Raw genomic sequence first — 22,189 nt, forward strand, 5'->3', positions numbered from 1 at the left:
CGACCGGCCTGACTGACCTGGACAAGCTGATCGGCTTCCTGCGCCCCAAGAGCATGGTGGTGATTGCCGGGCGCCCAGGGAGCGGCAAGACCATGCTGGGGCTCCAGATCGTCAACCACGTAGCCATCCGCGGCGCCGGAGTGGGCCTGATCTTCAGTCTGGAGATGGACGAGAAGGAACTCACTGTTCGCACCATCGCCTCTCAGGGCGGCGTAGACCTGCGCCGCATGGAGGAGGTCAAGAGCCTCGACGAGGACGAATGGCAGCGCATCGGGACCGCCGGCAGCAAGATCGAGGCTGCCCAGCTGTACCTGAACGACACCCCGGGCATGACCATGAGCGCGATCCGTTCGGACGCTCGCAGACTCCAGCGCGAAAAGGGCCTCGACATCCTGATGATCGACTACCTGGGCCTGGTGGGCGCGGAGGGCAAGAACCAGAGCCGCACCGATGCCGTGGCCAAGATTTCGCTTGCCCTGAAGAACCTGGCCAAGGAGTTGAGCGTGCCGGTGCTGGTGCTGGCGCAGCTCAACCGGAACCCAGCGAGTCGCCCAGGCAAGAAGCCCCAGGCCAGCGACCTGCGCGACTCCGGCCAGATCGAGCAGGACGCCGATGCGGTGATCCTGGTCCACCACGACCCGGAGTCGGAAGCGGGCGAGCAGGGCGTTACCGAGCTGATCCTCGACAAGGGGCGGCAGGCCCCGCAGGGCTCATGCCTGGTACAGCGCCAAGGGCAGTACGCCCGATTTGTCAATTTTGCCGGCAACCGACTACCACCTGACGATGAAGTCGAGATGGCCCGCGTCCTGAATTTCTCCAAACACCGCAAGGGGAGCAAGCATCGTGAAACTTTCTGATCTGTGGCCGCGCGCTGGCGCTGGCAAACCTGCAACTCCGGTCCTCTCGGTAACCGTCACCAAGCGTGCTGGCGCCGAGCAGCCTGTTGCCGCTGGCAATGCCCCGAAACTCGCAGAAGCGCACCCACGCCTTGTGGGGCCCCGCGAGTTGCCGGAAACCCTTGAGGCCTGCGAGGCCCTGCACGAGCAGTTGGTGAGTGACGCAATCCGCCTGGAGCTGGCGCTGAGCCAGGCGCAAGAGGGCGCTGTTCAGGGGCGTCCATACGATCGCAGCTGGTACAACCGGGCCAAGGCCGCGCTCAAGCACATCAACCATGACCGCACCCGCCTGCTGTACCGGTGCGGCCAGTTGCGCAAGGAGGCCAAGGCGCACACCCAGCAGCACATGGATCGGGTGATCCTCGACGTTATCAAGGAGGCAATGCCGGCTGACCAGTTCCTGGGCTTTGTTCGAATTGCTGAGGCCCGCGTGGCCCAAGGAGCCACTCGATGAGTAACGTTACTGCCGCACTGCCGCACTGCCGCGCAAGAGCATGACCCCAGTGGAGTGCAAGTTCCTCAAGGTGGGCAACCGCATGCTCCTGGAGCAGAACAACGGCCGCATCGCCTCGGCAGCACTGATGGATATCGTGGCTGACTGGCACGCCGCCCGCGCCAATGTGGGATTCGAGCAGTTTGCCAAGGGCTGGATCACCGAAGGCAACGCCAAGAACAAACACGCTGACAAGCTGCTGCGCGAGCTGTTCGGCCTGGACACCGACCCAACGCCCCGGAGGGCTGCATGAAGAAAAGAACCTACGTGGACAAGATGCTGGGCGATACCGAGTACTTGCTCGAGCAGTGGGGCTGGTGGCGGATGTGCGAGATGGGCGTGCCACGGTACGTCTCACCCCTGTATGCGCTCATGCGGGACAACGTCCCATCCGAGGGTGGTGCGCGCCAGCATGTGATCACGGACGATCTGGCGCTGGTCGTGGATGGTGCTGTTGCAAGGCTTGTGAAGCGCAACCAGCAGATGGGGGACTTCGTGTGGGCGTACTACGGCTACAAGCAACCGGCTATGCGGGTAGGTCGGGAGGCTGGAATGTCCGAGCGCAAGACCCGAGAGATCATCAAGGCTGGCGTTGCATGGATCGACTGCGCCCTCGAAGAAATTCGAGAAGCTGCGTAAAAAGTTCTATGCGGGCGGATAAACACCTGTTTTCATAGCAGCGTGTCCAGCTTGCAAGCAACGCGACACAGAGGAACCCCGGCCATTGTGTCGGGGTTTTGTGTTTTTGAGGGGCTTCGATTCAGGTAGCCCTCCAGAAAAAGCATTTTGCTTGTATGAGGGAACGATTTGATAGCGCTATAATTCTGATAGGTTGCTACTCAATAACATGGAAGACCGTGCGTATGAAAAACGTTCTCGCCGTTGTGGCGCTTTCCCTTTTCGCTGCGTCCGCCGGAGCAGCTGAGCTTTCCGGGGCGCTTGGCGCGACAGGCCAAGGTGGTCTTACAGCGCGCGTCGGCATTGGCTTTAACTGGGACAAAAGCTGGTTTGAATCCAGTACTGGCCGTCTCACCGGTTATTGGGATGCTGGGTATACCTATTGGGAAGCAGGAGATGCTTCCGGTGGCGCTCACTCGCTGTCCTTTGCGCCAGTTTTCGTTTACGAGTTCGGCAGCGGTAACGTGAAGCCATTCATTGAGGCTGGCATCGGCCTGGCGGTCTTCTCTGGTACGTCCGCAGGTGACCAGGACTTTGGTTCGGCCTTCAACTTCGAAGACCGCATCGGTGCGGGCTTGAAGATCGGCGAGACGCAGAAGGTTGGCATCCGAGCGATTCACTACTCCAACGCTGGCATTAAGCAGCCCAACGACGGTATCGAGTCGTACTCGCTGTTCTACAGCCACCAGATTTAAAAAAGCACGATCCCTCTTTGCCCGCCCTGTGCGGGCTTTTTTGTGCGGATGACACGCTCAGGCAGCTGGACTAAGTCGGTAGTGGCGTCGATCAAAGCCGTGCGCTCCCTGGTCGTCTACGCGATGAGAGTCTGGGGTATGTGACCCAGCGATCCAGGCCACCAAGCCGGGTATGCACCGGCCCTCCGCACCCATTCCAAGCCTCGGTATCTGCCGGGGCTTTTTCGTATCTGGAGGTTGTATGGAAAAGCTACAGCTCGACGTTGAGGTTGAGGGCGCCGCTGACTTCCTGCGCCCTCTGGGCGAAACGCTCAAGTCACTTGAACAGTTTCCCGAGCTGCCGCTCCAGGTCTTTCGTGACCTTGTCACCCACAGCCTTCATGAGCTTTCCGTAAGTCTCGACAGCGCCGCACTTGCCGCAGGTGACCTTCGAGTTGTTGTTCGGCCTAGCCGGAACCTCGAACTTGTCACTGCCGCACTTGGCGCACTTGAGGGTTACCTTCATCGTTTTTCGCTCCGTGAAACGTCTTGTGTGGAAACTCGACGATAGCACGGGGCCATCTTTTCACGTATCCAAGGGCTCGCCAGTTCGACGGGGCATTTTGTTTCTGGAGCACCACCTATGGCCGAGCCAAGTGCCGGCGCCCTCGCAGTGACCGGCGTACTTGCCAGCGTCGGCCTGGGTGCCCCGGCATAGCTAATCATCCCCCTCAATGCGTACATCCGAGATACCCAAATCTGCGATCGCAATGCGGAGATCATCATGTGATAAGCGGCACGGCGCGCGCGCCTCAGACAAGGGGTCAGCGGGGGCATGCAGACGGAGGAGAGCGGTCAGCACATTGTCTTCGTTCGGCGTGCTAGGCCAATCGCATATCCAGAATCTGGTATGGCCTTTGAGGTTGTAGTCGATGCGGTATTTCATAGGTTGCCGGACCTCCGCCATTGGACGTCAGTTATGCCGAAGCGCTCAGCAGCAGGCCGAGAGACTTTTCTGATATCCGAAGCAGTGAACTTAGGGATGACTCCAACGCCGGCTTCGCAGGCAGCCCAGTGCCAGGCCTCAGCGTTATCCATCCTCTCGGCGCGGACGATGAATTCGCGAGCTTCTCCATGGAGGTGATAAGCGACCACATAGATGTTACTGACGGGCATTTACTAGTTCCTTCTAGCGAAGCCAGATCGGCCAACATTCCTTTTAACCCCTAGGGATTCCGGGGGCAAGCATCCGGCCGGTTTAACGCCGGAGCACAATTCTCACGTACGGAGCAAGCAAATGGACCCGACCGACCTGGGCCCAGGCACAGCCACCTGGCTGGGCGGTAGTGGCATCGTTGTCACGGGCGCATTGCTATGGGTGCGCCGCTTCCTGTCCAAGGACGCTGCTGATCGCGCTATGGACAATGCCGATATCGGCACTGTCCGCCGGCTTAATGAACTGCTCGATTCCGAGCGAGAGGCCCGAAAGCTGGCCGAGGTCCGCGCCGATCAGTTCGCCAAGGAGCGCAACGAGTTGGCAGCAGCAGTTGGACGGATGGAAGGAAAGATTGAAGCGCTCACGTGTCAGGTGGGCCAGCTCACTGAGAAGGTGACCACGCAGAGCGCAGAGATCTCCCGGCTGCGTGCACAGCTTGGAGGTACAGCCTGATGGACAAATGCGCTTTGGAATTCATCGCTCGACGCTGGTGGCGACGGGCAGAGGTGTGGGTCATCGCTGCGGTGCTCATTGCAGGCGGTGCAGTTCTGGGTTGGCAGTCTGCTTATTGGTCGATGGCCAGCACTCAGTCGCACCAGGTCGACGAGATCCGGAAGGCCTACGACGCCGCAATGGCTGAACGTGACAAGCGTCTGGACGAGCTGACCAGAAAGGCCGAGAGCGCCGCGACCCAGGCGTCGAAGGCAGCCACTACCGCGACCCAGGCAGCCGACAAGGCTGATGAGGCGCTGAACCGGGTATCGCAGTAGCCGCGCCACAAATCAGACATGCGCCGTTTCGTGGCGCGAGCACGCTGATCATGCGTTCCGCCAGATTAGTGAAGCACTCGACCGAAGACCGGTTGAAGCTGATCCCTTTCGTGGATGACTCCGCGCGCTGCCTTGGCAATTACATCTTGCTGAAGCTGATTGACCTGCATGGTGAGGACACGAACGGCGGTCTCATAAACAGCTGTTCCGGACGCCACAGGGTGCTCCTCCAGTAGGCCCTCAAGCTTCTCGGTCAGCAAAACGCACCTGTCTATAAGCTCTTCGATTTCTTTCATCACGGTTTCTCCAGATCTTTCCGCTACGACCATCCGGGCGGAATGCTGTTCCAACGACCCCGCGGATGCGCCGATTTCATTGCGCGAGAGAGCTTATCGAATCATGGCGAAGCAACCCTATACACCATGCAGGCTGTATGTCGACGGTGCCGACGGCATTGCAGTCAGTGATTTCATAACCACTGCTGCCGGATCTGCCTACTTGGTGCAGACGCTGCGTGTGAGCCGCACCCTGCCAGAGCGAAAGTACATGGGCTGCCTGCGCTGGCCCATCGCCGAGATACCCGCCGATGCGCGGTGCTACCAGCTGATCTGGTACAGGAGGTGAGCAATGGCCTGTAGTGGATGCGCCGCCCGGCGCGAATGGATCAACAAGTGGATGAGGGTCGCGCGTGAACGAGCAAGCAATCTCTTTGCTCCAGCAGATTCTGGAGCAGCAGCAGAAGCAGACCGCTTTGCTGGAGACGATCGTAAGCCAGAACCTGGCACTGATCGAAGCCCTGGCGGATGAGGGTGATGCTGATCCAGATGCCCCGCCCAAGACCTACTTGAGTGGTGCGCCATGCCGCTGAGGCCGCAACGACCTTGCCGAGCTCAAGGCTGCCGATCGCTGCACCGCAACGCCAATGGCTACTGCGACGGACACGCCGAGCTGGCTGCCGAGCAGGCCAAGGCCTGGGCCACCCGCAAGGGGTCCGGCCGAGGTGGCCGGCCCTGGCGCCGCATCCGTGAGCGGATCTTGAAGCGCGACCAGTACCTCTGCCGTTGCGACGACTGCGTCAGGCTCAGCAGGATCCGAGAAGCGCACGAGGTTGACCACATTGTTGCCCTGGCCCACGGCGGCACCGACGATGATCACAACCTTCGGGCGATCAACCGCGACTGTCACAAGGCCAAGACGCAGAAAGAATCCCGACAACATCGATAGATAGACCATGCGACCTATACCCAACCTCAGCGGCTACTACGCAACTGAGGACGGGGAAGTTGCGTCTGTTCGATCTGGATCGGTAAGGGTGCTGAAGAGCCAGGTGTACGATGGCTACCATCGCGTCACATTGACGGTGCGAGTCAATGGCAAGAAGGAGCGTCATCGCTTCGAAGTGCATCGACTCGTGCTTATGGCGTACGCAGGCTTGCCGCAGACTGACGGCCTTGAAGCGCGCCACTTGAACGGTGTGAGCGAGGACAACCGTCCGGTTAACTTGGCGTGGGGTACCAGGCGACAGAACCTAGAGGACGCCATCAAGCATGGTACTCGCGGGCCAGGAATGAAGGCTCTGCATCGACGCCTTACTGACCAGCAGGTGGTTGAGATAAGGCAGAGGAGAGCTGCAGGCGAGTCGCCGAAGGCTCTGGCCGAGGAGTACGGCGTACACCGCGAATACATCCCCAAGATCGTCAGCGGCAAGGCTTGGAGCTGCATACCGATCAAGGTAGGGGTAGGGGCCTAGTGAAAGTTCACACCTTTTCGCTCGGACACCGCGCCCTCAGCCTTTTTTCTATTTCCGCAAAATTCAGGTTTCCAAAATGGCCCGACCGCGCAAGCCGACGAACGTGCTTGAGCTGACGGGTGCGTTCAAGAAAGACCCCCAGCGGCGCCGCGAGGACGCTGAGCCGGCGGGCGAGCTGACCGCCCCGCCGGCTCACATCAATGGAGCAGTGCTCCACGCCTGGAAAGAGATCGCCAAGTACGCCCCGCGGGACGTGCTGACCAACTCTGACCGACTGACATTGGAACTGGCCGCCAACCTGCTGGCCCAGTTCCGCACCGACCCACTCGATTTCCCTGCTGCCAAGCTGGTGCGGCTGGAGGCCATGCTCGGCAAGTTCGGCATGACCCCGGCCGACCGATCCAAGGTTGGCGGCGGCAAGAAGGACGCGCCGAAGGGCAATGCTTTCGCGGAGCTGTGATGGCAAAGACGAAATTTCCGCTGATGAAGGCGGCTGAGAAGTACGCCAAGGATGTCGTCGCCGGGAAGATCCTCGTTTGCAAGTGGATCATGCTGCTGGCCCAGCGTCACCTCGATGACCTGGTCGCGTCGAAGCGAAAGGACTTCCCGTACAAGTTCGATCCGGCCAAGGCGGAGAAGGTCGCCAAGTTCCTGCAACTGCTGCCGCACACCAAGGGTAAATGGGGCGGCAAGAAGCAACTGATCAAGCTGGAGCCATGGCAGCTTTTCTCTGTGTGCGTGCCGTTCGGCTGGGTCCGCAAGAAGGATGGCACCCGGCGTTACCGCACGATTCTGGTGTTCGTGCCCAGGAAGAACGGCAAGTCCATCATCGGCGGCGGCGTTGGCCTGTACATGTTCGTTGCCGATGGAGAGTTCGGCGCCGAGGTCTACTCTGGTGCGACCACGGAAAAGCAAGCCTGGGAAGTGTTCCGGCCGGCAAAACTGATGGTCGAGCGGACTGATGATCTCCGAGAGCACTACGGCGTCGACGTGAATGCATCCAACATGGTCGTTCTGGCCGATGGGTCGCGCTTCGAGCCTGTCATCGGCAAGCCAGGAGACGGGTCATCGCCGTCGTGTTCGGTGGTGGATGAATATCACGAACACCAAGACTCCACGCTCTACGACACGATGGAGACCGGGATGGGTGCCCGCGAGCAGCCCATCATGCTGGTGATCACCACGGCGGGTTCAAGTATTGGCGGCCCCTGCCACCAACTGATTCGTGACTCCGAGCGAATGCTGGAAGGCGTGATCGACCGGCCGGACCTATGGCCGGCCCTCTACACCATCGACCAGGGCGACGACTGGACCAGCGAAATCGCGCTGCGCAAGGCTAATCCAAACTTTGGGATATCCGTCGCCGAGGACTTCCTGCTGGCCCGCCAGCGTGATGCGATGCAATCGGCGACCAAGCAGGCCACCTTCCGTACAAAGCATCTCAACGAATGGGTCGGTGCCAAGAATGCCTGGCTCAACATGCTGCGTTGGAAAGAGGCTCCGGCCAGGAAAAGCCTTGCGGAGCTGGAGGGGCGCCCGTGCTACGGCAGTCTCGACCTGGCGAGCAAGATCGACATCGCGGCGAACCTGCTGATCTTCCCGCCTCATGGGGACGACCCGTTCTGGCACATCCACGCCAGGTACTACCTGCCAGAAGCGCGCGTGCTCGAGGAGCTGGACAGCAACACCGCGCGATACCGCGAGTTCGATGCGCTCGGACTGCTGACCCTGACTGACGGCGAGGTCACCGACTTCGAAGTCATCAAGGAGGACATGCGTGAGTTTGCCGGGCGCTTCGACATCCGGGCCTATGCCTACGACCCCTGGCAGGCCACGCAGCTGGCCCAGGAAATGGACGCCGAGGGACTGCCGATGGTTGAGCTCCGCCAGACGGTGCAGAACCTGAGCGAACCCATGAAAGAGGTTGAAGCCCTGGTGCTGCAGCGAAAGCTTGCCCACGGCGATTGCCCGGTACTGACCTGGATGGCCTCGAACGTGGTGGCAAAGCTGGACGTGAAGGACAACATCTACCCCAACAAGGAGCGCCCGGAGAACAAGATCGACGGCATGGTGAGTCTGATCACCGGCTGCGCCGTGGCCATAAAGCTCGGTATCGATGACTCCGGCCACTTCGATGACTTTCTTGCCAGCCCGATCGTGGTTGGCTAACGGGACAACCTATGAAAACTGGCCTGATCATCTTTCTGGTGCTTGCCGCCGGCGGCTTGCTGCTGGGCGTTGCTGGCGTATACGTGCTGGCCGGCCTGGGTTACGCGCTGCTGGCCGCTGCCGGTTCGCTACTGGTCGCCGCGGGCTTCATTCGCAAGGGGTTGATCGGTGGCTAAATCACTCACTCAGATCCTCGGCCAGGCCCTGGTGAAGTCGGCCGAGCCGGGAGTGGCATCGAGCCTGGCGGGCTGGGCGGGCCGCAAGATCGGCCTAACCGACTCCGCCTCCTGGAACACCTTCTACGGCACCGACTCGGCATCGGGGAAGGTGGTCAGCCAGCAAACGGCGCTCCAGCTCTCGACTGTGTGGGCTTGCGTGCGCTTGATCGCTGAGACCATCGCCACGCTGCCGATCGCCTTGTACGAGGACAGGAACGGTGCGCCGGTGGTGGCCAGCTCTCACCCGGTCAACTTTGTCATCAGCCAGCAGCCCAACGCCGACCAAACCCCCGTGGAGTTCTGGGAAAACGTCATGGCCAGCTTGCTGCTGCAGGGGAACGCATTCTGCGAGCCCCACCAGAGCGGCCGGACCTTGACGAGTCTGGAGTTCCTTCTGCCGCAGAACATGTCGCCCCCGCGGCGCCTGGCGGACGGCTCCATTGAGTACCGCTACACCGACAACTTCGGCAAGCCTCACACGTTGACCGAGGATCAGATGGTGCACGTGCGAGCCTTCGGCGTTGACCCGCTTTGCGGCCTTTCGCCTCTGGCATACGGGCGACAGGTGCTGGGCTCGGCCATGGCGGCTGATGAGTCGGCGGCCAAGATGTTCGCCAACGGCATGAAGCTGGGCGGCGTCCTGTCCACGGACCAGATCCTCAAGCCGGAACAGCGGAAGGACATCCGCGAGGACATGATCAAGCAGTTCTCCGGCGCAACGAACCACGGCAAGACGATGGTTCTCGAGGCTGGCATGAAGTACCAGCAGGTATCCATGACGCCCGAGGATGCCCAGATGCTGCAGACCAGGGCGTTCAACGTCGAGGAGATTTGCCGCTGGTTCCGCGTGCCGCCCTGGATGGTCGGTCACACACAGAACTCCACCAGCTGGGGTACCGGCATGGAGCAGCAGATGATCGGCTTCCTGTCTTTCACGCTGCTGCCCTGGATCAAGCGCATCGAAATGTGCGCCAACCGCCGCCTGCTGCGTCCTGACGAACGTCGCCGCTTCTACGTGAAGTTCAACCCGGAAGGGCTGTTGCGCATGGACAGCGCGGCGCGGGCGGCCTTCTACAGCTCGATGACCCAGAACGGGATCTACACCCGGGACGACTGCCGGCGCAAAGAGAACTTGCCGCCGGAGGGGGGCAACGCGGCAAAGCTCACTGTGCAATCCAACATGCTGCCGATCGACAAGCTGGGCGAAGACCCCGGCGGCGCCAACCAGGCCAAGGCGGCGCTGCTCGACTGGCTAAACGACCAGCCAAGAGGTAACACCCCATGAGACATAAGGATCGACTGGCGGCGGTCAAGTACCGCTCCTTCGACTATGACGTAAAGGCTGTCGGTGAAGACGGCCTTTTTTCTGGCTACGGCTCGGTGTTCGGCGTGGTCGACAGCTACAACGAGGTCGTCGCGCCTGGCGCCTTCCTCGAATCGATCGAGGACGCCAAGGCCAAGGCACGAACCTTCCCAGTGCTCTGGCAGCACCGCACCGGCGAGCCTATCGGCAGCTGGGACATCGGCAGCATGAAGGAAGACGACCGAGGGCTTTTCGGCGCCGGCGAGCTCTGGCTGCAGGACGCCCCGTATGCGCGCATCGCGTACCGCGGCATGCAGACGCGTTCGATTACCGGCCTGTCGATCGGCTACTACGTGCGCGAATCCAGCTTCGACGAGAAAACGCGCATTCGCACGCTGACGAAGCTGGATCTGATCGAGATCTCCATCGTCACGGTGCCGGCCAACGACGAGGCGCGAACCGACACCATCAAATCGAAGCTTGCCCACGGCGGCCTGCCTTCGATGCCCGAATTTGAGTTGCTCCTGCGCGAGGCAGGCTTCTCGAAGACTCAGTCTGCGGTGATTGCCAACCGTGGCCTGCAGCACCTGCTCCGGAGCGAGTCCGAGGGCGACCTGGCAGCAATTGAAATCGCTGAGGCGCTCAAGTCGCGCCCGGCTCTTTCCCTCCCTTCGTTTTGAGGAATCACCATGCATAACGCCATGAGCAACCAGGCTCGCTCCGAACATCGCCAGTTCCAGCGCAAAGAGCATGCCGAAGACAAGCTGCAACTGAAAGCGGTCAACGACCTGCTTGATGAGCGCGACAAAGAGATCAAGGCGTTCGCCGCCAAGGCCGCAGAAGAAATCAAGTCGCACGGCACCATCCTGACCGAAACCAAGACGATCCTCGATGGACTGGTGAAGGATGGCCTGGGCCTGCAGGACCGCCTGCAGGAGATCGAGCAGAAAATGGCTCGCCGCTTCTCCGCGAATGACCCAGTCGACTTCAAGTCGGCAGGTGAAGAGCTGACCGAATGCGACGATTTTAAGTCGCTGCAAACTCGCGGTCGCGGCATCGTTCGTGTAGGCCGAAAGGCCGTCACCAACATTACCAGCGCTACCACCGGCACCGGTGGCGTCGGCGTTGCAATCCAGCCGACCCGCGTGCCCGGCATCGTGGTGGGCCCCGAGCGTGAGTTCACCATCCGCGACCTGATCATGCCAGGCCGTACCGGTTCGAACGCGGTCGAGTTCGTGCAAGAAACCGGCTTCCAGAACATGGCCGCGTCCCAGGCGGGTGAAGGCGCCGCGAAGGCCCAGTCCGATCTGTCCTTCGGTCTGAAGACCACCAACGTCATCACCATTGCCCACTGGTTCCGCGCTTCCAAGCAGGTGCTGTCGGACATTCCGCTGCTGCAGAGCTATATCAACGGCCGTGCGATCTACGGCCTGAAGTACAAGGAAGAGGAGCAGCTGCTGGCCGGCGACGGCACCGGGCAGAACCTCCTGGGCCTGATCCCGCAAGCCACCGCCTTCAACGAAGCGCTGCGCAAAACCGGCGACACCAAGATCGACACCCTGCGCCGCGCAATTCTGCAGGTGCGCGTGGCCGAGTACCGTGCTTCGGCCATCGCGCTGAACCCTGTGGACTGGGCAGACATCGAGCTGACCAAGGACGCCAACGGCTCCTACATCTGGGTGAACGTCCAAGAAGGCGGCGTCCAGCGTCTGTGGAAGCTGCCGGTGGTGGACAGCAACGCGGTGCCAGAGGGTGAGTTCCTGGTCGGCGCGATGAACATCGCTGCACAGGTATTCGACCGCGAGGAAGCGGCTGTCGAGGTCTCCACCGAAGACGGTGACAACTTCCGCACCAACATGGTCACCATCCGCGCCGAGGAGCGCCTGGCGCTGGCGGTGTATCGCCCCGAGTCGTTCGTGCACGGCGAATTCGAAGCCACCCCGTAACCACCTCAGGAGCGCGCCCGGGAAACCGGGCGTGACCGCACATGCCAGACGTCAAAGTCAAAACCATCAAGGGCTTCAACAACGGTGGCGCTTACGTCAAGCGCAACCAAGAAATCACCGTGGACGAGCTGCGTGCTCGTGACTTGCTGCGCAACGGCTTGATCGAGGAGTACGACGTGAAGAAAGCTGCGGAGCCCGAGAACAAGAAGGGTCAGGAGCCGGCCAACAAGGGCGGTAAGAGCGTTACCACCAAGGCCAAGGAGTGATCCATGTCTGTGATCGCCATCGATCTGGCCATGCACCACCTGCTGGCCGAGCCAGAAGACCAAGTTCTGGTCCAGGCGCAGCTCGATGCGGCGGAGGAGGCCGCGATGCAGTTCCTCAACCGCCGCTTCTACCTGGATCAGGTGGCGCTCGACGAAGCCCGTGCTGGCGTGTCTGCCGCCCTACAGCAAGCCAAGGAGGCGAACACCGAGGCGGTGGCTGCCGCTGAGGCAGAGCAGGACCACACGCTACGCTGCCGCATGCTCGACCATGCCCGCCAGGTGCTGGCCGATGCGTATGACCAGGCCGATGCCATCGCCTACGGGATGGTGCTCAACCCTTCCATTCAGGCGGCCTGCCTGCTCAAGCTTGGCCACCTGTTCGCCAACCGTGAAGACGTGGTGACCGGGACTACAGCTGTTGAGCTGCCGCTGGCATCCCGGCACCTGCTGATGCCGTACCGCATCCGGATGGGTGTGTGATGCAGGCCGGCAGACTGCGGCATCGCATCGACATTCAGGAGCAGAGGCCGGTGCGTGACCCGGCGACCCTGGAGTTCGGGGAGCCGGAATGGGTCACTCGCTGGGCGAAGTGTCCGGCAAGTGTCGAAGACCTATCGGCCAAGGACTTCATAGCGGCTCAGGCCGGCCAGGCCCAGGCCACGGGCCGCATGGTTATCCGGTACCGGGCTGGGGTAGTTCCGACCATGCGCATCCTGTACCGAGGTGAGGTATACAGCATCGTCGGTCCGCCTCTGGCTGACGCCAAATCCGGTCTCGACTACCTGACGATCTTGGTCGAGAAGGGGGTGAAGGATGGCTGACGGTGTCGAGTTCAGCATTCTCGGCCTGGACAGCCTGCTGGGAAAGTTATCAGAGGTCAGCGTAGATGTTCGTCACAAAGGTGGCCGGGCCGCTCTGCGCAAGGCCGCCCAGGTGGTGGTGCAGAAGGCTAAGGCCGGTGCTGAACGCATCGACGACAAGGCTACTGGGCGGTCGATCTCGGACAACATCGCGCTGCGCTGGAATGGGCGGCTGTTCAAGCGCACTGGCGACCTGGGTTTCCGGGTCGGTGTACTGCACGGTGCGGTGCTCAAGGATGGCGGAGATCTCAGTTCGAACGCACCGACGCCTCATTGGCGACTGATCGAATTCGGTACCGAGAAGATGCCCGCAGCACCATTCATGCGCCCGGCCCTGGCCGATAGCATCAGCGAGGTGACCAACACCTTCGTCACCGAGTATGAAAAGGCAATCGACCGTGCCATTCGGCGCGCAGCGAAGAAGGCGGCAGGCTCATGACACCACCTATCGTACAGGCCTGCCTGCAGAGCCCGGCAGTTACCGCGCTGCTCGGCGCCGGGACTGGCATGCGCCTCTACTCATTTGGCGAGGCAGAGGAGGGCGTGGCCAGGCCATATGCCGTCTGGCAGATCGTCAACGGCATTCCAGAGAATTACCTGGCTGGCCGCCCAGATTTGGATGGCTTCACGCTGCAAGTCGACGTTTACGCCGCCACTGGTGAATCCGCTCGGAAAGTCAGGGACGCCATCCGCGATGCGATCGAGCTGGAAGCTTACGTCACCCGCTGGGGTGCTGAGCGCCGCGATCCAGAGACTAAGAATTACCGAGCCAGCTTCGACGTGGACTGGATGGTTCACCGGTAGCTGAGCAATACCCCAATAGCCCGCCCAGTGCGGGTTTTCTTTTGCCCGCAATTGGAGAGACCCATGGCGATTCTCGCACAAGGCACCCAGATCTACGCCCTGGTGCCCACGGCTGCAAACCGTACTGTTTTCGAAGTCATGGAGGTTGAGTGCGCCACCGCCTTCAGCCCAGGGGGCAACCCCGCTGATCAGGTTGAAGTGACTTGCCTCAGCGACACCGTGCGCAAGTACCTGCGCGGCCTGCGTACCCCTGGCCAGGCTTCACTGACCCTTAATGTCGACCCACGCAACGCCTCGCATGTGCGCCTGCATCAGATCTCGGAAGACGACACCATCGAGAGCATTCGCTGGGTGGTAGGGTGGTCGGACGGCAAGGACATCAAGCCCACCGTCGGCGTGGCAGGCGCGCTGGCGGCTATCGAGCTCACCAATGGCGGCACCGGCTACACCTCCGCACCGACTGTTGCGTTCTCTGGCGGCGGCGGTACCGGCGCGGCTGCAACCGCGATCATTGAGGATGGCAAGGTGGTTGGCTTCAACATCACCAACGCCGGCTCCGGGTACACCAGCAAGCCGACAATCAGCTTCACCGGTGGCGCTGGCACCGGCGCTGCGGCTTCTGCGGTCCTTGGCGACGCCGATGATTTCGTGCTTCCGCCGACCCGCACCTGGTTCCTGTTCGACGGCTATGTCGCTGACTTCCCGTTCGATCATGCCGCCAACGCCGCAGTCACCACTGCTGCCACTATCCAGCGCTCTGGCGGCTCCGCCTGGATCCCCAAGACCACCGACGCCTGAGGTAACCCATGAAGTTGACACTCGACGCGCTGAAAGGCGCTGGCTCGTTCACTGGCCGCCCGGTGGAAAAGCAAATCAAATGGCGCCAGAACGGCACCGATTTCAACGCTACCGTCTACGTCCGCCCGCTTGGCTACCAAACAGCGGTAAGCGACGTGATTTCGGCAGCCAGCAAGCAAGACAGCATCGCTGCCCGCATCGCCGCGTCCATCTGCGACGAGCACGGCAACCCGGTGTTCAGCAGCCCGCTGGACATTACCCACGGCCCGCTCGATCCGGTCGAGCTGGAAAAAGACCCCGAAAGCACCAAGCGCCTCGGCTCTCTCGATGGCGCACTGTCCGTCGCCCTGCTGTTTGCCATCCAAGAGGTGAACGACCTGGGAAAGACGAAGAGCTCACCGAGCTCGACGAAATCTGGCACGAGCTCGTCCTCTCCGGCATCGGCGGCTCGACGATCGCGCAGGCCAAAGAAAACCTGAGCCTTCGTGAGTTCAGGTCTTGGGAGAAGTACAGGCAGCGTCGGGGTTCACTTCACGTCGGGATGCGGGTGGAGCGCGCCACTGGCCTGCTGGCCATGATCCTGGCCAACCAGGCGCGAGACCCGAAGAAGCGGCCGGCACCCTACACCATTGCAGACTTCACACCGCACGATCAGGACGACAGGCCGATCTCCCTAGAGGATGCCAAGGCTACATGGGCGTAGTGGTGCAACCCTGCTGGCAATGATGGTAAATTGCCGTCCTCCAATGAAAGGGATTGCAGGGAGCCCAAGCCATGGCAGTAAACCCAGAACCATTTGATGCCGCGCCAATGCTGATAGGGATGACGGCTTTGTACCTTCTGCCATTCCTGATCTCAGTGGTACGAGGGCATCACAACAAGGCTTCGATTTTTTTCCTGAATCTGTTGCTTGGCTGGACATTTATAGGCTGGGTTGCATCGCTTATATGGTCGGTGTCTGCGATAAAGAGCAATTCTACGGTTAAGCACAAAGAGATACTGGTCACGCGGCCAGACAAGGAAGATCCTTACTTGAAGCTTGAGAAGTTGGCCGAACTGAGAGATCGCGGACATCTTACCGCTGAAGAATTTGAAGCAGAGAAGTCCAAGGTTCTTGGTCGATAGTTATAATCATGACAATTAGCCCGCCGAGTGCGGGTTTTTTTATGCTCGGAGAAAAAGATGGCCTCAAGATCGCTGGGCACTTTGACTCTGGACGTTATTGCACAGGTTGGCGGGTTTGTAGCCGGCATGGACAAGGCGGAGCGCAGTTCCGCCAAGTGGCGTAAAGAGGTTGAAAAGAGCGCCAAAGCGGTAGGTACTGCTGTGGGCGCAGGCGTTGCGACTGCTGTTACTGCGTTTACGACGATGATGGTCTCAGCTGTCAATTCAGCATCTGAGATATCCAACCTTGCCGCAGTAGCAAACGTCAGCGTAACTGATTTCCAAAAGATGGCCGTAGGGGCCAAAACAGTAGGGGTCGAGCAGGACAAGCTTTCCGACATTCTCAAGGACGTGAATGACAAAGTCGGTGATTTTCTGAACACCGGAGGCGGCGGGATGGCCGACTTCTTTGAGCAGATCGCGCCGAAGGTTGGCGTTACCGCTGAGCAGTTTCGCAACCTGAGTGGCAGCCAGGCTCTTGGCCTGTATGTGTCCAGCCTTGAAAAGGCGAAGGTTAGTCAGTCGGAAATGACTTTCTACCTTGAAGCGATTGCCAGTGACGCAACGGCTCTATTGCCGCTGTTGCTGAACAATTCCCAGGGTTTCAAGGAATATGGTGATGCAGCTGAAGCTGCTGGCGCCGTAATGGATGAAACAACCATTCTGGCTGCCAAGCAGTTCAGTAATGAGCTCACCGTACTTGGCACATATTTGGGGGCAGTGAAGACCACACTAGCCGCCGAATTCATGCCTGTGCTGGCGCAGCTTTCGAAGGACTTGGCAAGCAGTACCAAAGAAGCTGGGGGATTGAAGTCACAGATCAGCGCTCTAGCCGACTCAATGATTGAGACCGTAGCGGTTACAGCCAGCATCGGTGACGGCATTGCTCGGGCGTTCAATATCACTGCGCAGACCCTGGTCGGTAGCTTTGATACGGCCATGTATTACCTGAATTCTATAGGTGCTGCGGGTAACGACATTCTCGGGAAAATCACGTTCGGAGAGACTTCGCGCAATTTCAAAACTGCCGCTGAAAATATGCGTCAGGACGCGCTGGTGAATTTTGGCAATGCACGTGTGGCTATCGAGGAAATCAATAAGGAGCTTGCTAAGCCGCTGGCGGGCGACAAGATTCGTCAGTATGTAATTGATGCTAAAAAAGCTGCCGCAGAACTTGGTGGCGGTACGCCACAGCCAGGCACATTCACGCCGACTACCCCAGCCCAGCAAGAGGCCGCCAAAGCGGCCGAAGCCGCTGCCAAAAAACTCCAGGGTCAGTTCGACACCGCCGAGGAAGGCTACAAACGCCAGATTGCCCTTATCAACACCGAGACGGACAAGCGCAAAGAAGCCACGGAGGTGGCCAAGCTCCAGTTCGAGCTGGAGTCGGGGAATCTCACCGGCCTGAGCGCCAAGCAGCAAGAGCGTCTGAAGGGCCTGGCCGCTGAATTGGACCAGCTGAAGCAACTGAAGCAGGCCAAGGAGGACGACAAGGCGGTCGCCGGTTTTGATGCAAGCGTGAAGCGGCAGTTGAGCATCGATCAGCGCACGCTGGATGCGCCGCTGAAGAATGCCTACAGCAGTGATGAGATGAAGCAGCGGGCCTTGGACCTGCTGGCCATCGAGCAAAACTACCAGGACCAGCTTGAGGATTTGCGGCAGCGTCACGATGCAGGGGATGTGTCCGACTCGGTGTACGAGCGGGAGACGGAAATCCTCAACAAAGCGCTGAATGACCGCAAGGCCATGCAGGAGAAGTACTACCAGGATGTTGACGCGATGCAGCAGAACGGCACCGCTGGCTTCATCAGCGGTTTCGCGACCCAGGCACAAGCTGCCATGGATCTGTACAGCAACATGCAGAGCGTGGGTTCGGCGACCTTCAGCTCGCTGACCGACATGCTGACCGAGTGGGCCGAGACCGGGAAGCTCAATGCCAAGGACTTTGCCGCGACCTTCATTCAGTCCATCGGCCACTCGCTGCTGGCGTACGCGGCAGCACAGGTGGCCATGGCCGGCCTGAACGCATTCACCGCGATGATCGGGGTTCCATTCGTGGGCCCGGCAATCGCGCCGGGTGCGGCTATCGCTGCATCAGCAGCAGCAGGGTTGCTGATGACTGGGGTTGGATCGGCGCTATCTGGCCAGGCGCACGCCGGTATCAACAGCATTCCCCGCGAGGGCACCTGGTTGTTGGATGGCGGCGAGCGAGTATTGAGCCCGGCGCAGAACCGGGACCTGACCGGCTACCTGCAGCGCGCAAATAGCGTTGATGCCACGTCCAAGCCTGGTGGCGGCTCGATGAACGTTGAGGTCCATAACTACGCGCCGGCCCAGGTCGACGTGCAGCAGGATGGTGACCGCATGAAACTATTCATTCGCGAGGCAAAGAAACAGATTGCTGGCGACCTGGCCCGTGGCAATGGCGACGTGTCTAAAGCGCTTGCAGGGGCCTGGTCGGTCAAAAGGTCTGCACGATGAGCATCCTGAAAAGGCTCTATGCGAGCTCCGGCCCTGAGATAATCCATGAAGTGCTCGAGATCACTGACGGGATCACCACCTACTGGATGACCAAAGGGTGGGATGAGTTGACCATCACGCTCGAAACCGGCCAGGTGGTGGTGTGCACGCCCTGCGGCATGGACCTGGCTCTGCCGGCGCGTAATGACGACGGCACCCAGGACCTGACCTTCGCCCTGAGCAACATCGACGGCGTTGCCTCTGGCTTTATCCGTGCAGCGCTGAGGGATGGGCGCAGCATGTCGCTGATCTACCGCGCGTACACCTCCGACGACCTCGGCGCGCCGGCCCATGCGCCGCACCGGTTCAAGATCAAGGGCGGTTCAGTCACGGCGACCCAGGTCTCGGTGACCGCCGGCTACTTCGACCTGCTCGACACTCGGTGGCCACGCAACACCTACAACCTCAACGAATTCCCAGGGCTGCGCTACCTATGAACATCGATAAATACAACCTCGGCCTCTGGGTCGAGGGCGGTCGGCTGTGGCCGCATGTCGACTGCTACGGCCTGGTGCTGGAGGTTCGCCGCGACCTGGGCCTGCCGGCCTGGCCCGAGTGGGCGGAGATGCGCAAGGCCGACGGCGGGTTCGTGCGGGCGTGCGAGCAGATGATCCAGACCGCAGTTACCAGCTGCCCAGCGGGGCACGGCGCTGTCGCCGCTGCTTACCGGGGCCAAGTGCAGGACCACGTCGCCATCGTGCTGGAGGTCGCCGGCGCGCTGGAGGTGCTGGAGATCAACCCCAAGCGCAACGTCAGCCTGACACCCTTGCGCCGCTTTGAGCGGCGGTTTGCCAGAGTGGAGTACTACCGATGATCAGGCTTTACCCCAGCGGCCTTGAGGGCGAGCCACTTGAAACCCACGTCATCGAGGCCCCGATCCTGCTGGTTGATTGGCTGAAGAAGCAGGCGCCTGATTTCTCGCTGGAGCGCGAACACCCCATCTGTATCAAGGTCAGCGGCGAGCTCTTGCCGGTGGCGGATTGGGCTGAGTTCGTGGTGCGGCCAGAAACCGATGTGCGCATCTATCCCGAACCGCGGGCGAGTGCCTTGGTGGTGGCGGCCTGGGCTGCTGTGGCCGTTGCCGCTGTCGCCTTGGTCATGGTTCTGTCCATGAAAACGCCTGGGGTATCGCAGCCCGGCCAGGGCGATTCGATGGACCTCAACCCGGCGAAGGCCAACCGCGCCAAGGTCAACGAGCCGGTACGGGAGATCCTTGGCCGATACAAGGTCTACCCGGATTACGTGGTGCAGCCAGTCTCGCGCTTCGTCAATGAGCGCGAACTGCACACCAGCCTGTGCCTGTGCGTAGGTGCTGGGTCGCACGTCTTCCTGCCCAGCAGCATCAAGATCGGCGACACCCCGCTGGCCGCGTTCGGCACTGATGTGTCGTACGCCTTTTACAACCCAGGCGAGAGCCTGGCAGGTGATCCGCGGGCGGAGAATTGGTACTCGGTGGGGGAGGTCGGCGGTACCGATGCCGGCACCTCAGGCCTGGACACGGCATCGACAGCCAGCGGCGGAACCTCGGTGATTGCCGATGCGCTGGTGCTGGGCGGTCTGAGCGTGAGCCTTGCGGGCGAAAGCCCCGAGTTTCCCGAGGTGTGGGATGTGGGTTTGACCGTCACCATGCGTACGCCGAACAGCTACACGGTGAGCAGCGTTGGCGAGTACGACCGGATCTCCGGGCCGCTGGGTGATCTGGCTCCGTTCGTGGGTATGAAGGTCACCTTGTCCACCGATATGGACTATGACCTGGTGGTGGCCAGCTACTCGCCCTATGTGCCTCCGGTGCCCGGGTCGGGGGGCAGCCCATCGTCCGTGCAGGCGAGCGCATCGCCGACTACCTACGACTTCACGGCTTCCCCGGCGGTATGGACGATCACCTACCGGGGGAGTACGCGGACCATTTCGCTGGCGTCCAACTACTTGAACATGAGCGGCTTGGTCTCCTCGATCACCTCCCAGCTTGATGGAATGGGACTGACGGCCCAGGACAACTCAGGCCGCCTGCTGATCGCTGAGCCGTCGAGCCCTTACCGGGGCGGTACTCTCTCGCAGTCGAATGCCCCAGTGGCCGTGTTCGGCGTGGCCCCGGTATACACCGTGGGTTCGGCGTCAGCCGGCGGCGTGCCAGAGCAGCCGGCGTACATCGAGCTCAACTACGAAAACGGCACTCCCTTCGCCGGTCTTGAAGATGGATCGCAGCGGCTATCCCTGGGCTATCGCAGCCACCGCTACACCATCACTGACATTGATGGTCTAACCATGAGCGTTCAGCGCCTCACCGATGCCGGTGTGATAGATACCGGGTGGGCAGGGTTTGCTGTTCGGACGCTGTTGGACTTCTCCCTTAGCGCGGACGGTGCCTCCAACCTGGACTGGCTCGGTCCATTTATGGCCGTGCCGGAGCAGGAGGTGACCGATACCATCGAATATGATTTCTATCTACCAGGCGGTCTTGCCTGGTACAAGAGCAACGGCCATCGTCGGGCGGGATCTCTGAATGTTTTTGTCGAGTGGCGTGATGCGGCAATCGGCGGCGCTTGGACCAGAGAGGTGCACAACCTGCAGAGCAACACCGAGGACGCCATCGGCTTTACCTTCCGTAAGACACTGCCGTACAAGATGCGACCGCAGTACCGAGTTAGACGCGAAAATCCCGAGAGCGGCGGGAACACCCGCGACACCGTTTACTGGTATGGCCTGCGCTCGAAGCTGGAAGCCCCTGCAGTCTACCCCGGGGTGACCATCTTCACTGCATCGATCAGAACCGGAGACCGCCTGGGTGCTCAGTCAGATCGGCGCGTTAGCTTGGTGGCTGAGCGGCTATATGAAGGCTTCCCTGGTCGTTCAATCAGTGGCGCCGCGCTCCACGTTCTTGGCAGTCTAGGCATTCTGTCGGACGAGGTCGACACAGCGAAGCTGCTCGGGCTTGAGTCGTCATACTGGACGCCCCGCGGCGAGACTTTCGACCTGGAGTACACCGAAGCTTCGTCGGTGCGGGAGGTGCTGCAAACGATCTTCGCGGCCGGCATGAGTCATCTTACGCTGACAGAGGGATTGATTAGCGCGATCCGGGAAGGTGTACAGCCCGTTAGGGGCACCATCACTAACCACGAACTTACCGACGAGCTCACCGCCTCATTCACTGCGCCTGGCCAGGATGACTTCGACGGAGTAGACGTGAAGTATGTCGACCCACGTACCTGGTCAGAGGAAACAGTGCCTTGTCGGATCGGTGACAGCCTTGGCCTGAAGGTCGATGCCATCACTTTGGATGGTGTTCTGGATCGGGATCGCGCCTGGCGCATCGGCATGAGGCTGTTGCGCAAGCACCAGTCCCAGCGTTGGTCGTACTCTGGAACCACCGATCTCGAAGTGCTGTGCTATGAACGCTTTGATCGCATCGCCCTGGCCGACGACATTCCAGGAACCAGCCAGTCGGCACTGATCATCGGCGCTCGGCAGGTCGGCGACCGTGTCGTACTCGAGGTGACGGAGCCGCTGGACTGGGGCGTGGACAGCCCGCGCATCATGATCCGGCGTCATGATGGGTCTGCCACCGCGCTGATCGTGCCGACCCGGGTAAGCGAGTACGAGATGAGCATTGCCGCGACCGACTTGGATTTTGATCTGGTCACCGACCTAGCGATAGAGCCGGCCC

Annotated in this window: 33 protein-coding genes; 30 read left to right on the forward strand and 3 right to left on the reverse strand. The window is 60.9% G+C overall.

Features of this window, described 5'->3' with window-relative positions; all coding sequences use genetic code 11:
- The 5 genes from APH30_RS16720 to APH30_RS16740 form a co-directional block, all read left to right on the forward strand.
- Positions 1 to 857: DnaB helicase C-terminal domain-containing protein (locus APH30_RS16720; RefSeq protein ID WP_156326521.1), on the forward strand; the 857-nt coding region annotated here is incomplete at its 5' end.
- Positions 844 to 1,350 (forward strand): hypothetical protein, encoded by a 507-nt coding sequence (locus APH30_RS16725; RefSeq protein ID WP_054913177.1) that lies wholly within the window; start codon positions 844 to 846, stop codon positions 1,348 to 1,350. The genes APH30_RS16720 and APH30_RS16725, both read left to right, overlap by 14 nt.
- A 40-nt stretch (positions 1,351 to 1,390) precedes the next feature.
- On the forward strand, positions 1,391 to 1,642 hold the full coding sequence (locus APH30_RS16730) for a hypothetical protein (protein WP_054913178.1): 252 nt from the start codon (positions 1,391 to 1,393) through the stop codon (positions 1,640 to 1,642).
- Positions 1,639 to 2,028 (forward strand): antiterminator Q family protein, encoded by a 390-nt coding sequence (locus APH30_RS16735; protein ID WP_054913179.1) that lies wholly within the window; start codon positions 1,639 to 1,641, stop codon positions 2,026 to 2,028. Before APH30_RS16730 ends, APH30_RS16735 begins: the two co-directional genes overlap by 4 nt.
- Before the next feature lie 224 nt (positions 2,029 to 2,252).
- On the forward strand, positions 2,253 to 2,762 hold the full coding sequence (locus APH30_RS16740; protein WP_054913180.1) for an acyloxyacyl hydrolase: 510 nt from the start codon (positions 2,253 to 2,255) through the stop codon (positions 2,760 to 2,762).
- A gap of 316 nt (positions 2,763 to 3,078) precedes the next feature.
- Here the strand turns inward: APH30_RS16740 and APH30_RS16745 are convergent, their stop codons facing one another.
- Positions 3,079 to 3,267 (reverse strand): hypothetical protein, encoded by a 189-nt coding sequence (locus APH30_RS16745; RefSeq protein ID WP_009685283.1) that lies wholly within the window; start codon positions 3,265 to 3,267, stop codon positions 3,079 to 3,081.
- Between the two features lie 416 nt (positions 3,268 to 3,683).
- A complete protein-coding gene (locus APH30_RS29595; RefSeq protein ID WP_009685285.1) occupies positions 3,684 to 3,917 on the reverse strand; it encodes a DUF6555 family protein in 234 nt (77 codons plus the stop codon).
- A gap of 121 nt (positions 3,918 to 4,038) precedes the next feature.
- Between APH30_RS29595 and APH30_RS16755 the strand changes: the two genes are divergently transcribed.
- Positions 4,039 to 4,410, forward strand: coding sequence for a hypothetical protein (locus APH30_RS16755; RefSeq protein ID WP_054913181.1), 372 nt, complete (start codon positions 4,039 to 4,041; stop codon positions 4,408 to 4,410).
- On the forward strand, positions 4,410 to 4,727 hold the full coding sequence (locus APH30_RS16760; protein WP_054913182.1) for a hypothetical protein: 318 nt from the start codon (positions 4,410 to 4,412) through the stop codon (positions 4,725 to 4,727). The genes APH30_RS16755 and APH30_RS16760 overlap by 1 nt, the downstream gene beginning before the upstream one ends.
- 65 nt (positions 4,728 to 4,792) lie before the next feature.
- On the opposite strand, the gene APH30_RS16765 is transcribed toward APH30_RS16760, so the two are convergent.
- Positions 4,793 to 5,023, reverse strand: a complete 231-nt coding sequence (locus APH30_RS16765) for a hypothetical protein (protein ID WP_054913183.1) — start codon at positions 5,021 to 5,023, stop codon at positions 4,793 to 4,795.
- A gap of 103 nt (positions 5,024 to 5,126) precedes the next feature.
- Between APH30_RS16765 and APH30_RS16770 the strand changes: the two genes are divergently transcribed.
- From APH30_RS16770 to APH30_RS16870, 23 genes are all read left to right on the forward strand, one after another.
- The gene (locus tag APH30_RS16770) at positions 5,127 to 5,351 is read left to right on the forward strand and encodes a hypothetical protein (protein WP_054913184.1); all 225 of its coding nucleotides are present in this window, start codon (positions 5,127 to 5,129) and stop codon (positions 5,349 to 5,351) included.
- Positions 5,352 to 5,415: 64 nt separating this feature from the next.
- Positions 5,416 to 5,595: a YebO family protein gene (locus APH30_RS16775; RefSeq protein ID WP_054913185.1), complete on the forward strand. Its 180-nt coding sequence runs from the start codon at positions 5,416 to 5,418 to the stop codon at positions 5,593 to 5,595.
- The gene (locus APH30_RS16780) at positions 5,586 to 5,951 is read left to right on the forward strand and encodes an HNH endonuclease (RefSeq protein WP_054913186.1); all 366 of its coding nucleotides are present in this window, start codon (positions 5,586 to 5,588) and stop codon (positions 5,949 to 5,951) included. Before APH30_RS16775 ends, APH30_RS16780 begins: the two co-directional genes overlap by 10 nt.
- A gap of 7 nt (positions 5,952 to 5,958) precedes the next feature.
- Positions 5,959 to 6,477, forward strand: a complete 519-nt coding sequence (locus APH30_RS16785) for an HNH endonuclease (protein WP_054913187.1) — start codon at positions 5,959 to 5,961, stop codon at positions 6,475 to 6,477.
- Between the two features lie 76 nt (positions 6,478 to 6,553).
- Entirely contained in the window at positions 6,554 to 6,937 is a 384-nt protein-coding gene (locus APH30_RS16790; RefSeq protein WP_054913188.1) for a hypothetical protein, read from the forward strand.
- A complete protein-coding gene (locus tag APH30_RS16795; RefSeq protein ID WP_054913189.1) occupies positions 6,937 to 8,646 on the forward strand; it encodes a terminase large subunit in 1,710 nt (569 codons plus the stop codon). Before APH30_RS16790 ends, APH30_RS16795 begins: the two co-directional genes overlap by 1 nt.
- A gap of 11 nt (positions 8,647 to 8,657) precedes the next feature.
- Complete coding sequence (locus tag APH30_RS29120; protein WP_010952648.1) at positions 8,658 to 8,822, forward strand: hypothetical protein; 165 nt, start codon at positions 8,658 to 8,660, stop codon at positions 8,820 to 8,822.
- The gene (locus tag APH30_RS16800) at positions 8,815 to 10,149 is read left to right on the forward strand and encodes a phage portal protein (RefSeq protein ID WP_082416195.1); all 1,335 of its coding nucleotides are present in this window, start codon (positions 8,815 to 8,817) and stop codon (positions 10,147 to 10,149) included. Before APH30_RS29120 ends, APH30_RS16800 begins: the two co-directional genes overlap by 8 nt.
- Positions 10,146 to 10,847 carry an HK97 family phage prohead protease gene (locus APH30_RS16805; protein ID WP_054913190.1) on the forward strand — a complete coding sequence of 234 codons (702 nt, stop codon included), beginning with the start codon at positions 10,146 to 10,148 and terminating at the stop codon, positions 10,845 to 10,847. Before APH30_RS16800 ends, APH30_RS16805 begins: the two co-directional genes overlap by 4 nt.
- 9 nt (positions 10,848 to 10,856) lie before the next feature.
- Positions 10,857 to 12,113 (forward strand): phage major capsid protein, encoded by a 1,257-nt coding sequence (locus APH30_RS16810; protein WP_054913191.1) that lies wholly within the window; start codon positions 10,857 to 10,859, stop codon positions 12,111 to 12,113.
- Between the two features lie 41 nt (positions 12,114 to 12,154).
- Positions 12,155 to 12,379, forward strand: a complete 225-nt coding sequence (locus APH30_RS16815; RefSeq protein ID WP_054881547.1) for a hypothetical protein — start codon at positions 12,155 to 12,157, stop codon at positions 12,377 to 12,379.
- A 3-nt stretch (positions 12,380 to 12,382) separates the two neighbouring features.
- Positions 12,383 to 12,859 carry a head-tail connector protein gene (locus tag APH30_RS16820; RefSeq protein WP_054913192.1) on the forward strand — a complete coding sequence of 159 codons (477 nt, stop codon included), beginning with the start codon at positions 12,383 to 12,385 and terminating at the stop codon, positions 12,857 to 12,859.
- Positions 12,859 to 13,200, forward strand: a complete 342-nt coding sequence (locus APH30_RS16825) for a phage head closure protein (RefSeq protein ID WP_054913193.1) — start codon at positions 12,859 to 12,861, stop codon at positions 13,198 to 13,200. Before APH30_RS16820 ends, APH30_RS16825 begins: the two co-directional genes overlap by 1 nt.
- Positions 13,193 to 13,678 carry an HK97-gp10 family putative phage morphogenesis protein gene (locus APH30_RS16830; RefSeq protein ID WP_054913194.1) on the forward strand — a complete coding sequence of 162 codons (486 nt, stop codon included), beginning with the start codon at positions 13,193 to 13,195 and terminating at the stop codon, positions 13,676 to 13,678. Before APH30_RS16825 ends, APH30_RS16830 begins: the two co-directional genes overlap by 8 nt.
- A complete protein-coding gene (locus APH30_RS16835; RefSeq protein ID WP_054913195.1) occupies positions 13,675 to 14,043 on the forward strand; it encodes a DUF3168 domain-containing protein in 369 nt (122 codons plus the stop codon). Before APH30_RS16830 ends, APH30_RS16835 begins: the two co-directional genes overlap by 4 nt.
- Positions 14,044 to 14,106: 63 nt before the next feature.
- Complete coding sequence (locus APH30_RS29995) at positions 14,107 to 14,841, forward strand: phage tail tube protein (protein ID WP_054913196.1); 735 nt, start codon at positions 14,107 to 14,109, stop codon at positions 14,839 to 14,841.
- Positions 14,842 to 14,849: 8 nt separating this feature from the next.
- Complete coding sequence (locus APH30_RS16845; RefSeq protein WP_054913197.1) at positions 14,850 to 15,320, forward strand: phage tail assembly chaperone family protein, TAC; 471 nt, start codon at positions 14,850 to 14,852, stop codon at positions 15,318 to 15,320.
- A 68-nt stretch (positions 15,321 to 15,388) separates the two neighbouring features.
- Positions 15,389 to 15,544, forward strand: coding sequence for a hypothetical protein (locus APH30_RS29125; protein ID WP_177333743.1), 156 nt, complete (start codon positions 15,389 to 15,391; stop codon positions 15,542 to 15,544).
- Positions 15,545 to 15,615: 71 nt separating this feature from the next.
- Complete coding sequence (locus APH30_RS16850; RefSeq protein ID WP_054881554.1) at positions 15,616 to 15,966, forward strand: superinfection immunity protein; 351 nt, start codon at positions 15,616 to 15,618, stop codon at positions 15,964 to 15,966.
- Between the two features lie 57 nt (positions 15,967 to 16,023).
- Positions 16,024 to 18,486, forward strand: a complete 2,463-nt coding sequence (locus APH30_RS16855; RefSeq protein ID WP_054913198.1) for a phage tail tape measure protein — start codon at positions 16,024 to 16,026, stop codon at positions 18,484 to 18,486.
- Entirely contained in the window at positions 18,483 to 18,962 is a 480-nt protein-coding gene (locus tag APH30_RS16860; protein WP_054913199.1) for a DUF1833 domain-containing protein, read from the forward strand. Before APH30_RS16855 ends, APH30_RS16860 begins: the two co-directional genes overlap by 4 nt.
- Entirely contained in the window at positions 18,959 to 19,339 is a 381-nt protein-coding gene (locus APH30_RS16865; RefSeq protein WP_054913200.1) for a hypothetical protein, read from the forward strand. The genes APH30_RS16860 and APH30_RS16865 overlap by 4 nt, the downstream gene beginning before the upstream one ends.
- Positions 19,336 to 22,189: host specificity factor TipJ family phage tail protein (locus APH30_RS16870; RefSeq protein WP_054913201.1), on the forward strand; the 2,854-nt coding region annotated here is incomplete at its 3' end. The genes APH30_RS16865 and APH30_RS16870, both read left to right, overlap by 4 nt.

Source organism: Pseudomonas sp. NBRC 111127, assembly GCF_001320345.1.
In the GTDB taxonomy this organism is placed as follows: Bacteria; Pseudomonadota; Gammaproteobacteria; order Pseudomonadales; family Pseudomonadaceae; genus Aquipseudomonas; species Aquipseudomonas juntendi.